Genomic DNA, 13,142 nt, shown 5'->3' on the forward strand with positions numbered 1-13,142 from the left:
GAGCGGCCCCGGGCGCCCTGCCGGCCGGGCGGGGCGCCCTCTACCCTCTACTCTCTACGCAGGGCGCTGGCTGTCGGCGTGCAGCCGCCGGGTGAGGCACTGCGCCAGGATCTTCTTGGCGTGGAAGATGCGGGTCTTCACCGTGCCTTCGGGGATGTCTTCGACCGCGGCGATCTCGCCGTAACTCAGCTCGTCGTAGAAGGCCAGGCGCACGGCCCGCGCCTGTGCACGCGGCAGCTTGTCGATGCACACGCGCACCTGGTGGGCATCGCTGGCGGCCTCGGCCAGGGCCTGTGGCTGTGGCGCGATGTCGGGGGCCTCGAAGTCTTCGTCCAGCGGCTCCTCGCGGCCGCGTTTGCGCAGGCGGTCGATGTGGTTGAAGCGTGCGATGGCGAAGATCCAGGTCTTCACCGACGAGCGCCCTTCGTAGCGGTCTGCCGTGCGCCAGACCGCCATGAAGGCGTCCTGCACCACGTCGGCGGCTTCCGCGGCGTCGTCGGTGCGGGCGCGGATGAACTGCAGCAGGCCGGGCGCGACCTGTTCGTACAACTGCTTCATCGCCTGCTTGTCGCCGCCGCGGATGCGGGCCAGCAGGTCACGCAGATGCTGCTCATGCGGCGGCACCACGGCGCCGACGCTGTTCATGGTGGGCACCGCGGCCGGGCCGGGCAGCGTGTGCAGACGGGGCAGCCGTGTGTCATCGGTGGGTCTCGGCGTTCATGGGTGCCATGCAGGTGGGCAGGCCCGCACTGTGCTGCGGCCACCGGTCGGCTGTCATGGGGCCAGGGCCCCAAGGACAGCGGGATGGCTCATCCCATTCGTCCGGGCCCATGCCGATAGCCCCAGATTTGGGGCCAAGCCGGCGCCCGCGCCCGCTTGTCAAGCGTGGCCACCCCCCTTACCCTCGTTGGCATGGTTTCTTCGAGCTCCGTTCCTCCCGCCGCCAGCCCGGTCGGCACAAGCCGGCCCATCGCCGTGGCGGTGGTGGAGGACGAAACCCATGTGCGCCAGATGTTCGAGGTGGCCATCGCCGCCGATCCGGGCTTGCAGCTGGCCTTCAGCGCGCAGTCGGTGGCGCAGGCCAAGGCCTTGGCGCAAACCCACGCGGCGCAGGTCTACCTGGTGGACCTGGGGCTGCCCGATGCCGACGGGCGCGAGTTCATCCGCTGGGTGTCCGATCACCAGCCCGGCGCAGCGGTGATGGTGGTCACGGTCTTTGGCGACGATGAGCACATCGTCAGCAGCATTGCCGCGGGGGCGGTGGGCTACCTGCTGAAAGACGCCCCCGCCGATGAGATCACCCAGCACATCGCCGAGCTTGTGGGCGGCGGCTCGCCGATCAGCCCCAGCGTTGCCCGCCGCATGCTGCGGCACTTCAAGGCGCAGCACCCGGCGCTGGCAGGCCTTGGCGGGCCGCCCGCCGCGGCGCAGGTGCCGGCGGGGCAGGCGCTGAGCCCGCGCGAGCACGAGGTGCTGTGCCTCATCGAGAAGGGCCTGACCTACGAGGAGATCGCGCAGGCGCTGGGCATCACCTGGCACACCGTGACCGGCTACCTGCGCCGGGTGTACCGCAAGCTCGAAGTGAACTCGCGTGGCGAGGCCGTGTTCGAGGCGCGGCAGCGCGGCATGCTGTGACCGCGGTTTGAGCGTGCGCCGCTTTGCAGCCCATGGCCGCCTGCTGCTGGTTATGGGCCTGGTGCTGCTGGTGCTGGCGGCCGTGCGCCTGGTCGAGTTTCGGCCGCTGGATGGCGATGAGACGGGGCTGATCGCGATCGAGTCCGCATGGGTCTTCGACGCCAGCCAGCCGGAGCAGGCGTCGCGGCTGTCGCTGCCGGTGCGCAGCCTGCGGGCCCGACGCGACCTGGTGCAACTGCGGGCCGTGTCCGAGTTTGAACTGGCCGCGCCGCCGCCAGACGTGCCCTGGATGCTGTATGTCGAGGATCTGCACGACGGCGGGCGCCTCAAGGTCAACGGCAGCGTGGTGGCCGACCTGCCGGTGACCGATGCCCGCACCACGGTGCGGCAGTTGCACCCGTCGCGATTCAGCCTGCCGCCCGGGCTGCTGCGTGCCGGCACCAACGTCATCGAGCGCGAGTGGGCCATTCACGAGAACATGCTGCTGATGCCGCGCATGGTGGTGGGCGAGGCGGCCAGCGTGAACCGGGTCTACGCGCCGCGCGACATCGCCTACCGGGTCTTGCCCGCGATCAGCCTGGTGGTTTCTGCGGTGCTGGCGCTGATCATGTTCAGCATCTACCTGGGCAACCGCGAACTCAGCGCCTACCTGTGGGTGGCGCTGAGTGGTGCCGGCTTTTGCGTGGTGGACCTGATCTTCTTCGTCAATGCCATCCCCGCGGGCCTGTTTGCCTACTGGCGCCTGGCGCTGTTTGTCGCCGGCTGTGCCCTGACCCTGGGCAGCTACTACTTTCTGCTCGAGGTCAGCGGCGTCGACGCGCCGCGTTACCGGTACTGGACCGTGCGCCTGTCGGTGCTGTTGTGCGCGGCCTACCTGATCTACCACCTGTGGACGGGCAACACCTTCGAGCCGGTGTTCTCGCGGGCGATCCTGCTGCTGTCGGCCTGCTTCGCGCCGTTGCCGCTGGTGGCGCTGGTGCGCCGGCTGATGCAGCAGTTCCAGTGGCGCACGGCCGTGCTGCTGCTGGTGGTGTTGACCGGCATCTGGGTCAATCTGATGGACTTGTCGGCCATCAACTCCAGCCGCAGTGCGGCGCAGAGCGGCTACCTGCTCCAGCTCTTTGCGCTGGTGTGGTTCTCGTCGATTGCCGCGTTCCTGATCGCCGATCACTCACGCTCGCTGGCGGCCCAGCGCGCGCAGTCGGCCACCATGGCGCGCGAACTGGCGGCGCAGAAGGCCGAGTTGTCGCGGCTGCACGCGCTCGAGCGGGCCGCCCGCGAAGCCGAGGCGGCCGCACTGGAGCGCAGCCGCATCATGCAGGACATGCACGACGGCCTGGGCTCGCAGCTGGTGAGCTCGCTGGTGATGGCCCGGTCCGGAGCGCTGAGCAGCCAGCAGACCTACGAACTGCTGCGCAGCTGCATCGACGATCTGCGGCTGGCCATCGACTCGTCGCATGGCAGCGACGACTCGCTGCTGCTGGCCCTGGGCAACCTGCGCTTTCGCATGCAGCCGCGCCTGAAGGCGGCGGGCATCGCCCTGCAATGGGAAACCCAGGCCCTGGGCGATGCCCTGCCGCTGCGCGCCCAGCACCAGCTGCCGGTGCTGCGCATCGTGCAGGAGTGCCTGACCAATGCGCTCAAGCACGCCGGCGCCAAGACCATCACCCTGACCGCCAGCCAGACCGACACCGCACTGAGCATCCGCATCGAAGACGACGGCCAGGGCTACGACGTGGAGGCCGCACGCGCCAGGGCCACCGGCAAGGGGCTCAACAGCATGAGCAAGCGGGCACGCATGCTGGGCGGGCAGCTGCAGATCGGCAGCTCCGGGCAGGGCACTGCGGTGCGGCTGCTGGTGCCGTTTGACGCGCCACTGGACTAGCTTCCGGACGATGTGCTTCGCGCTGGAGGCTGCCAGGCCGCCGCTCAGGTCACCGGCGCGGGGTTGAACAGCACCAGCGCGTTGTGCAGCTGGTGCTGCTCGGCCCAGGTCTTGCGGCCGCTGGCCACGTCGAGCAGGGTCTGGAACATCTGCCGGCCCAGCGATTCGACCGTGGCCTCGCCGTCGGCAATGGTGCCGGCGTTCACGTCCATCAGGTCGTGCCAGCGGCGGGCCAGATCGCTGCGCGTGGCCACCTTGACCACCGGGCACTCGGCCAGGCCGTAGGGCGTGCCGCGGCCGGTGGTGAAGATGTGCAGGTTCATGCCCGCGGCCAGCTGCAGCGTGCCGCAAATGAAATCACTGGCCGGCGTGGCGGCGTAGACCAGGCCGCGCTGATCGGGCTTCAACTTCTCGCCCGGCGCCAGCACGTGCGAGATCGGCATAGAGCCGCTCTTGATGATCGAGCCCATCGCCTTCTCGACGATGTTGCTCAGGCCGCCGGCCTTGTTGCCCGGCGTGGTGTTGGCGCTGCGGTCGACGCGGCCGCGCTCCAGGTACTGGTCGTACCAGCCCAGCTCGCGCACGATGTCCTGCGCCACCTCGGGCGTGGCGGCGCGGGCGGTGAGCTGCTCGACCGCGTCGCGCACCTCGGTGTTCTCGCTGAACATCACGGTGGCACCGGCGCGCACCAGCAGGTCGGCGCAGTAGCCCACGGCCGGGTTGGCGGTGACGCCCGAGAAGGCGTCCGAGCCGCCGCACTGCACGCCCACCACCAGCTCGCTGGCCGGAATGGCTTGGCGCTGGCGGCGGTTCAGACGCTCGAGGTGCACCTGGGCGCGCGCCAGGATGTGGTCGAGCATGGCCTGGTAGCCGATGTGCGCCTCGTCCTGCAGGCACACGGTGTCGGGGCCGTCCTGCGGCGAGCGCTCATCGCTGATCGGAAAGCTGCCCGGCGGCAGCAGGCGCTGCGGCGGCAGCTTCTCGCAGCCCAGGCTCACCACCAGCACTTCGCCGCCGAAGTTCGGGTTCAGGCTGATGTGGCGCAGCGTGCGGATGGGGATCACCGCATCGGGCGCGTCGATGGCCACGCCGCAGCCGTAAGCGTGCTCCAGCGCCACCACGCCGTCCACGTTGGGGTAGTGCGGCAGCAGCTCGGCGCGGATGCGCTGGGCGGCCTGCGCCACCACGCCGGCCACGCACTGCACCGTGGTGGTGATGGCCAGCAGGTTGCGCGTGCCCACCGAGCCATCGGCATTGCGGTAGCCCTGGAAGCTGTGGCCGGCCAGCGGCTCGGCGGGTGCGGGCTTCACCGTGGCCATCGGCAGGCCTTGCAGCGCGCGGGCGCCGGGCATCTGCAGGCGCTTTTCGTGCACCCAGCTGCCCTGCGCGATGTCGTGCAGCGCATAGCCGATGGCCACGCCGTAGCGCAGCACCGCGTCACCGGCCTTCAGGTCCACCAGGGCCAGCTTGTGGCCCTGCGGCACCTGCTCGCACAGCGTGAGGCCGTCGTCGAACCGGGTGCCGGCCGGCAGGCCGCCATCGTTGGCGACGATGGCCACGTTGTCGCGCGCATCCATCACGATGCGCAGCGGGGCCTTCCTGGGTGCTCCAGTCATGATGCGGGATCAGTCTGCGGTGATCTTGCCGGTCTCGATCACCTTCTTCCAGCGCGCAAACTCGGCGGCCTGGAAGGCGGTGAACTGCTCGGGCGTGTTGCCCACGATCTCGAAACCCAGCTCCAGCAGCTTGGGCTTGACCGTGGCGTCGTTCAAGGCGGCCACGATGCCCTCGCGCAGCCGGGCCCTGGTGTCGGCGGCCAGGCCCTTGGGCGCGGCAAAGGCCTGCCACGAGTACACGGTGACATCCTTCAGGCCCAGCTCGTCCATCGTGGGCACCTCGGGCAGCAGCGGCGAGCGGGTGGCGCTGGTGACGGCCAGCGCGCGCAGCTTGCCGCCCTTGATGTTGGGCAGGCCGGTGTTGATGTTCATGAACGAGGCATCGACCACGGCGCCGATCAGGTCGCTCATGGCCGGCGCGCCGCCCTTGTAGGGCACATGCACGGCGCGGGTGCCGGTGGCCTGCCAGAACAGCTCGGCCGTCAGGTGGTCGGACGTGCCGTTGCCGGCCGAGGCGAAGCTCATCTTGTCGGGGTTGGCCTTGATGTGCTTGAGCAGGTCGGCAAAGCTCTTGTGCGGCGAGTTGGCCGGCACGGCCAGCACATTGGGCGCCTGCACGGCCACGGTGATGTAGTCAAAGTCCTTCAGCGGGTCGTAGGCCACGCCCTTGATCAGGTGCGGGCCGATCACGAACGGGCCCAGCGACGAGACGAAGATGGTGGCGCCATCGGGCGCCGCGCGCTTGGCCAGGCCGGCGCCCAGCGTGCCGCCGGCACCGGCCTTGTTGTCGACGATGAAGCTGGCGCCAAAGCGCTCCTGCAGCTTGGCGCCCACGGTGCGGGCAATCATGTCGGTGGAGCCGCCGGGCGGAAACGGCACCAGCAGCGTCACCGGCTTGCCGGCCGGCCAGGCCTGGGCGGCCGCCGGCAGCGCGGCGGTGATGGCCAGCAGCGCCGCGCTGGCGCCGATCAGGGCGCCGCGCAAGGTCTTGGTCTTGAACATGTCTGTCTCCGTTGGGTCTGGGTGTGGTGATGGGCAGGGAAACAAGCTGGGCAGGAATGCCCCTCAGGCGCGCTGGCCGAACTCGGCGCGCTCGCGCGTCCAGGCGCGGGCCTGTTCGCTCAGGCTCACGCCCAGGCCGGGGCGGGTGGGCACCCGCATGCGGCCGTTGCTGATGTCGAGCCGCTCGTTGAACAGCGGCTCCAGCCAGTCGAAGTGCTCGACCCAGGTCTCGGTGGGATAGGCCGCGCCCAGGTGCACATGCAGCTCCATCGCGAAGTGCGGCGCCAGCATCAGGCCCGCGGCCTCGGCTTGCGCGGCGATCTTCAGAAAGGGCGTGATGCCGCCCACGCGCGGCGCGTCGGGCATCAGGACGTCGGCCGCGCGGTGGCGGATCAGGTCGCCGTGCTCCATCGCGCTGGTCAGCATCTCGCCGGTGGCGATGGGGGTGTCGAAGGCCTGGGCCAGCGCGGCATGGCCTTCGTGGTCGTAGGCGTCCAGCGGCTCCTCGATCCACACCAGGTTGAAGTCTTCGAAGCGGCGGCACATGCGCTGCGCGGTGGGCCGGTCCCACTGCTGGTTGGCGTCCACCATCAGCGCCACGCCCTCGCCCAGATGGCGGCGCACGGCCGAGACGCGCTCGATGTCTTTTGCGCGGTCGGGCTGGCCCACCTTGAGCTTGATGCCGCCAATGCCGCGCGCAACCGACTTCTCGGCGTTGACCAGCAACTGCTCGAGCGGCGTGTGCAGAAAGCCGCCCGAGGTGTTGTAGCAGGCCACCGAATCGCGGTGCGCGCCCAGCAGCTTGGCCAGCGACAGGCCGGCGCGCCGGGCCTTGAGGTCGTACAGCGCCACATCGAAGGCACCGATGGCCTGGGCCGACAGGCCGCTGCGGCCCACCGAGGCGCCGGCCCAGCACAGCTTGGTCCACAGCCGGGCGATGTCGTTGGCGTCTTCGCCGATCAGTGCCGGGGCCACCTCGCGGGCATGGGCAAACTGCCCCGGCCCGCCGGCACGCTTGCTGTAGGTGAAGCCCAGGCCGCGGTGGCCGCCGGCGGTCTCGATCTCGGCGAACAGCATCGCGATCTCGGTCATCGGCTTTTGCCGGCCGGTGAGCACCTTGGCGTCGCTGATCGGGTTGGCCAGCGGCAGGTAGCACGACGACAGCGCGATGTGGGCAATGCGGTCGTCGACAGCCGGCGTGCCGGCGGCGGGGGCGGAACTCATGGGCAATCCTGTGGCAACGGGGCAGGCGCAGGGCCGTGCAGGCTGACAGCGCACGGTAGCGCTACCAGATCGGCGCGAATGGTAGCGCTACCTGTTTGCCTTGAGAAGGTCAGACAACCTGGGAATTACCCGTAGCCTTGGCGCGCGACCCGCGCCGCGTGCCGGCTCAGCTGCTGTGGCGTTCGATCAGCCGGAAGCCGATGTCGACCACGCGCTCGGCCACCGCCCGGCCCTCGGCCCGCTCGATCAGAAAGCGGGCCGCCTGCACGCCGATGCCGGCGCCGTTGACGCTGACCGAGCTGATCGCCGGTGCCGCCTGGGCCGCCATCTCGAGGTCGCCAAAGCCCACCACGGCCAGATCGTCCGGCACGGCGAGGCCCTGCATGCGGGCCTCGGTGAGCAGGCCCAGGGCCAGCAGGTCGGAGCTGCAGAACACCGCATCCACCGGCGGGCCGGCCATCCGGCCCCGCCCGCGGCGGGTGGCCGGCAGCGTGGTGGGCGCGTCGTGTTCAGCCATCAGCGCCGTCAGCGCGCCGCGCCCGGCCTGCAGCGTGGTGGGCGCCTTCACCACCACCGCGCGCACCGGCGGCAGGCCCAGGGCCTCGGCCGCCCGCGCAAAGGCCTGCGCACGCTGGGTGGCGCGTGGGTCGTCGCCCGACAAGGTGGCCAGGCGCCGCCGGCCGCGGCCGTGCAGGTAGCGCGCCACCGCCTCGCCCACCGCCTGGTGCGAGAAGCCCACCAGCATGTCCAGCGGCGTGGGCGTGAGATCCCAGGTCTCGACCACCGGAATGCCCGAGGCCAGCAGCCGCCGCCGGCTGGCATCGGAGTGCAGGATGCCGGTGAGCACGATGCCATCGGGCCGGCGGCCGATGATGGCCTCGAGCAGCGCATCCTCGCGCCGGCCCTCGTAGCCGGCCTGGCCCACCATCAGCTGGTAGCCGGCGGCGTCCAGCGTCTCGGTGAGGGCCTGGATGGTGTCGAGAAACACCGGCCCCGACACCGTGGGCACCACCAGCGCCACCAGCCGGCTGCGCGTGGAGGCCAGACCGCCGGCCAGGCGGTTGGGCACATAACCCGTGCGCGCCACGGCCTCGCTGACCTTCCTGAGCACCTCGGCCGACACCTGGGCGGGCGTGTTGAGCGCGCGCGAGGCGGTGATGGGCGCCACGCCGGCCAGGCGCGCCACGTCGTGCAGCGTGACCGCGCCGCTGCTGCGGCGCGATCGCTTGGCGGGGGGCGCGGCGTCGCTCATGCCCCGCATTCTAGGTTTGGCAGCGCTACCAGCCGCCGCTTGCCGCCGGTCTCAGCCGCTCAGCCGCCGGCCCACACGTCCAGCAGGTAGCGCTGCCCGCGCTGCAGGCCGGCCAGCCAGTCATCGGGCGCGCCGTGCTGGCGCGCCATGGCCTGCAGCGCGGCGCGCACCGCGGGCTCCATCTGCGCGCCGTCGCCGCACACATACACGCGGGCATCGGCGTGCTGCAGCAGGGCCCACACGGCCTGCGCCTGCCGGGCCAGCAGGTGCTGCACGTACACCGGCTCGGGGCCCAGGCGCGAGTGGGCGTACAGCACCTGCAGCACGCCGAGATCGGCCCAGGCCTGCAGTTCGTCGGCATACAGCGCATCCACCTGCGGCTGCCGGCAGCCGAACAGCAGCAGCGCCGGCCCCAGCCGCGCGCCGGCGGCCTGCAGCGCCGCGCGCTGCTGCGCAAAGCCGCGAAACGGCGCGATGCCGCTGCCGGCGGCCACCATCAGCAGTGGCACGGCGGGGTCGTCGGGCAGCGTGAAGCCTGGCGCACCACGCTGCAGCCTGCCCCACCACCGCTCACCCGGCTGGGCCTGCTGCAACTGGCCCGAGCACACGCCGCGGTGGCGCTGGGCCGGATCGTGACGCGACGGCGCATCCACCACCGACACGGTGAGCGCCACGCGCTGCGCATCGACCACCGGCGACGAGGCCACCGAGTACAGCCGCGGCGCCAAAGCCGGCCACAGCGGCAGCAGCGCGGCCAGCGGTGCCTCGCAGGCCGGCCAGCGCTCGAGCAGCTGCAGCAGGCTGGGGCGTGGTGCGTCGGGCGCGGCCTGCCAGGCGGCGGCCAGCGCGGCCATCTGCGCACCGGTGTGCGGGCAGCGGGTGTGGGCGGCCAGCAGCTGCAGCTGGCGGCGCGTGGCCGGCGCCTGCAGCTCCAGCGCCTCGGCCAGCAGCTGGTGCAGCGGCAGGGCCTGGCCGGCAGCGGCGCCCTGATCGGCATAGGGCAAGTGCGGCCACCGCCGCGCGCCGGGCGCCGGTGGAGCCAGCTGCAGCCGCGCATCGCCATCCAGGCCCAGGCGCTGCAGCACGCGCTGCACCAGCGCATCGGGGTTGCGCGGCATCAGCGCCAGGTGGTCGCCCACCTGCCAGGGCGCTGCGGCGCCGGGCGGCAGCGCAAACTCGATGTGGCGGGTGCTGCGCGCCGGGGGCTGGCCCTGTGCGCCGGGCTGCTGCAGCTCGCGGTTGACATGCAGGGTGAGCGGCAGCGCGCCGGGCAGGCGGCTGGCGGCCGGCGCGGCAGCCGCCGGCAGCCAGTGCAGCACCAGTGGATCGGGCAGCGGCGCGGTGGTGTGATCGGCGCCGGGCGCTGCGCCGGACCCCTCGCCGGACGCCTCGCCGGACACCCCACCGCCACAGGCCGCCGCCACGGCCGGCCACAGCGCGGCGGCCCATGCCTGGAAGTCGGCCTCCAGATCTTCGCGCGCATCGCCCTCGCCGCGCGGCAGCAGGCGCTGTGCACCGCGGGCTGCCAGGGCCTCGTCGATCTGGCGCGGCACGGCCTGGTAGGTACTGGACCAGTCGCGGTTGCCGCAGCCGAACACGGCGTAGCGCAGGCCGGTCAGCGCATCGGCCGCGGCCGGCCGGGCCAGCGCGGCGCAGAAGGCGCGGGCGTTGTCGGGCGGCGTGCCGTTGTACGAGGCGCTCACCAGCAGCAACAGGCCGCCCTGGGCCAGCGTGCCGGGCAACGCGCTGGCGTGGGTGTCCAGCGGCGCCACCGTCACCGCCAGGCCACGCGCGCGGCCGGCATCGGCCAGCTGACCGGCGATGTCTTCGGCCGTGCCGCCGTTGGAGCCGTGCAGCACCAGCAGCGCCGTGCCCGCCGGGGCCACCGGGGCCACCGGGTGCACAGGCGCATGGGGTGCGACCGATGTCGCCCCGGCCGCCGCGGCGCCGGCGCCCATGGCACCGCCCGGCCCCAGCGCATCGGCGCGCACCACCGGCGCCACCACCGGCTGCACCGCCCGCCGCGCCCGCACGCGGATGCGCAGGCCCTCGGGCTTGATGGTCAAGGCCTCGCGGATGCGCAGCTGGTAGTGGCCCGGGTCGATCAGTTCGAAGCGCTGCAGGATCAGGCCCAGCACCAGCGTGGCCTCCTGCATCGCAAACTGGCGGCCGATGCAGGCCCGCTGGCCGTTGCCAAAGGGCTTCCAGGCATGGGCCGGGCGCGCGGCCTCGGCGGCGCGGGTGAAGCGGCCGGGGTCGAAGGCCTCTGGATCGGGGCCCCACACCGCGCGGTCGCGGTGCAGCGCCAGCGTGTTCAGGATCACCAGGCTGCGGCGCGGCACCGGGTAGGCCATGGCGCCGCCAATGGTGGTGTCGGCCCGCGCCTGCAGGCCGATGCCCGGCGCCGGCGGGTACAGGCGCAGCGTCTCCTTGAGCACCTGCTGCACATAGGGCAGCTGGTTGACCTGGGCGTGGTCGGGCCACGCGGCGGTGTCGGTGCCGAACACCTCGTCGACCTCGGCGCGGGCGCGGGCCAGCACCTCGGGGTGGCGCATCAGTTCCACCAGCGCAAAGCTCAGCAGGTTGCTGGTGGTCTCGTGGCCGGCGATCAGGAACTCGATGCACTCGTCGCGGATCTCGCGGTCGTCCAGGCGCTCGCCGCTGGCCTTGTCCTCGCCGGCCAGCATGTAGCTCAGCAGGTCGGGCATCTCGGCGAGCCCCAGGCCGCTGGCGCGGCGCTCGCGCACGATGGCTTCCACCATGCCGTGCATGTAGGCCACGTCGCGGTCCATCTGCGCCATCTGGCGGCGCAGGCGCCAGTGCTCCAGCGGAATGCCGCGACGGCGCTGCACGGTCTCGAGCGAGCGGGTCAGCGCATCGACGAAAGGGTGGAAGCCCTCTCGGTAGAAGCTGTTGAAGCGGTAGCCAAAGCCGCACAGGCCGATGGTGTCGAGCGTCAGCGCGGTCATGTCGCGCACCACGTCGACCTCGTCGTCGGCGTTCAAGCGTGCCCACTTGGCCACCAGCTGCTGGGCGATGTCCAGCATCATCGGGTGGTAGCCGCGCATCGCCTTCTGCGTGAAGTTGGGCATCAGGATGCCGTGCGGCTTGGCCCAGGTGCGCTCCTTGGTGTCCGACGTGAACAGCCCGTGCGACAGCGGCCGCAGCCGGCGCAGCGTGCCGATGGTGCATTTGTCGAAGCGCGTGGTGTCGCACACCTCCTCGGCCAGCGCGGCGCTGGTCACCACCACCAGCTTGGTGCCGGGCATCTTGAGCCAGTAGATCGGGCCCAGCTGCTGCGCCAGCGCCTGCATGCTCTGCATCGGCCGGCTCGCGTCCAGCGACAGCAGGTTGCCCAGCAGCGGCAGCTGGGGCGGATGCGGGATCGGATGCAGCGGGTTGCGTGAAGACATGCGCGGGCCAGGCCAGCCAGAGGGGGCGACCGGCCATTGTGGGCCGCCGCGCCTGCGCTGCCCACTGAAGCCTGGTCATGCCCGGCCATGAGCCACGCGCATGACCCAAGGGCAATCCCTCAGAGCGGCGCCAGGCTGGCGGGCACGACACTGTCGCCCTGCCCCATGAACACCACGCATGACACCAGCGCCCTGCAGCGCCTGGACCTGAACCTGTTCCGCGTCTTCGAGGCGGTGTGGACCGAGCGCAATCTCACCCGCGCCGCCGAGCTGCTGTGCGTGAGCCAGCCGGCCGTGAGCCACGCGCTGGCCCGGCTGCGCCGCCAGCTCGACGACCCGTTGTTCGTGCGCGAGGGCAATGGCGTGCGCCCCACCGCCCTGGCCACCCAGCTGTGGCCCGAGGTGCAGCAGGCGCTGCAGCTGCTGCGCCAGGCACTGCGGCGCTCGCAGCATTTCGAGCCGGTGCGCGACGTGGGCGAGCTCACGCTGGCCATCAACGACGAGGGCGAGCCGCTGGTGCTGCCGCCGCTGCTGGCCCAGGTGGCGCGCAGCGCCCCGCAGGCCGTGGTGCACAGCGTGCGCCTGGGCCGCAAGACCTTGCGCAGCGATCTGGCCAGCGGCCGCATCGACTGCGCCATCGACATCGCCCAGCCCACGGCCCACGATGTGCTGCACCGGCCACTGACCCGCGAGACCTATGTGCTGCTGAGCCACCTGCCCCAGCCGCCCAGCGAGGCCCAGTACCGCAGCGCCCGCCATGTGCAGGTGAGCACGCTGCGCACCGGCCGCGCGGTGGAAGACCTGGCCCTGGCCCAGGTCGGCCTGCAGCGCCAGATCGGCGCGCGCTGCCAGCGCTACGACAGCGCCGCCCGCCTGGTGATGCAGGCCGGCCTGCTGCTGACCCTGCCCCACCGCCTGGCCCTGCCGCTGGCCACCGAGCTGGGTGCCCATCTGCACCCGCTGCCCATCGCCCTGCCCGCAGTGGAGATGCACCTGTACTGGCACCAGCAGCGCGACGCCGATCCGCTGAACGCCTGGTTGCGCGAGTGCATCGTGGCGGCGGCGCGCTGAGGGCGGCCCCGGCCCCGCGTCAGCGCTAGCCGCAGCCGCAGGGC

Annotated in this window: 9 protein-coding genes; 3 read left to right on the top strand and 6 right to left on the bottom strand. The window is 71.8% G+C overall.

The genetic code is table 11. The annotated features are described in order from the left end of the window. Nucleotides 1-54: 54 nt before the first annotated feature. A complete protein-coding gene (locus N4G63_RS23645) occupies nucleotides 55-645 on the bottom strand; it encodes an RNA polymerase sigma factor (RefSeq protein WP_260790077.1) in 591 nt (196 codons plus the stop codon). Nucleotides 646-912: 267 nt separating this feature from the next. On the opposite strand from N4G63_RS23645, the gene N4G63_RS23650 reads away from it, so the two are divergent. Together N4G63_RS23650 and N4G63_RS23655 are read left to right on the top strand one after the other, a co-directional pair. Further along, entirely contained in the window at nucleotides 913-1,635 is a 723-nt protein-coding gene (locus tag N4G63_RS23650; protein ID WP_314600393.1) for a response regulator, read from the top strand. A 13-nt stretch (nucleotides 1,636-1,648) separates the two neighbouring features. Beyond that, nucleotides 1,649-3,520 carry a sensor histidine kinase gene (locus N4G63_RS23655; RefSeq protein WP_314600394.1) on the top strand — a complete coding sequence of 624 codons (1,872 nt, stop codon included), beginning with the start codon at nucleotides 1,649-1,651 and terminating at the stop codon, nucleotides 3,518-3,520. A gap of 44 nt (nucleotides 3,521-3,564) precedes the next feature. On the opposite strand, the gene garD is transcribed toward N4G63_RS23655, so the two are convergent. The 5 genes from garD to N4G63_RS23680 all read right to left on the bottom strand — a co-directional run bounded on the left by garD (nucleotide 3,565) and on the right by N4G63_RS23680 (nucleotide 12,027). Further along, on the bottom strand, nucleotides 3,565-5,136 hold the full coding sequence (garD, locus tag N4G63_RS23660; protein WP_260790080.1) for a galactarate dehydratase: 1,572 nt from the start codon (nucleotides 5,134-5,136) through the stop codon (nucleotides 3,565-3,567). A gap of 9 nt (nucleotides 5,137-5,145) precedes the next feature. After that, entirely contained in the window at nucleotides 5,146-6,138 is a 993-nt protein-coding gene (locus N4G63_RS23665) for a Bug family tripartite tricarboxylate transporter substrate binding protein (protein WP_260790081.1), read from the bottom strand. Between the two features lie 63 nt (nucleotides 6,139-6,201). Continuing rightward, nucleotides 6,202-7,362 carry an L-talarate/galactarate dehydratase gene (locus N4G63_RS23670; protein ID WP_314600395.1) on the bottom strand — a complete coding sequence of 387 codons (1,161 nt, stop codon included), beginning with the start codon at nucleotides 7,360-7,362 and terminating at the stop codon, nucleotides 6,202-6,204. 166 nt (nucleotides 7,363-7,528) lie between these two features. Continuing rightward, a complete protein-coding gene (locus N4G63_RS23675; protein WP_260790083.1) occupies nucleotides 7,529-8,614 on the bottom strand; it encodes a LacI family DNA-binding transcriptional regulator in 1,086 nt (361 codons plus the stop codon). Between the two features lie 59 nt (nucleotides 8,615-8,673). Next, complete coding sequence (locus N4G63_RS23680) at nucleotides 8,674-12,027, bottom strand: bifunctional cytochrome P450/NADPH--P450 reductase (RefSeq protein WP_314600396.1); 3,354 nt, start codon at nucleotides 12,025-12,027, stop codon at nucleotides 8,674-8,676. A 165-nt stretch (nucleotides 12,028-12,192) separates the two neighbouring features. On the opposite strand from N4G63_RS23680, the gene N4G63_RS23685 reads away from it, so the two are divergent. Next, nucleotides 12,193-13,098 (top strand): LysR family transcriptional regulator, encoded by a 906-nt coding sequence (locus N4G63_RS23685; protein WP_260790085.1) that lies wholly within the window; start codon nucleotides 12,193-12,195, stop codon nucleotides 13,096-13,098. Nucleotides 13,099-13,142: the final 44 nt, after the last annotated feature.

It is taken from the genome of Aquabacterium sp. OR-4, assembly GCF_025290835.2.
GTDB lineage: Bacteria > Pseudomonadota > Gammaproteobacteria > Burkholderiales > Burkholderiaceae_C > Pseudaquabacterium.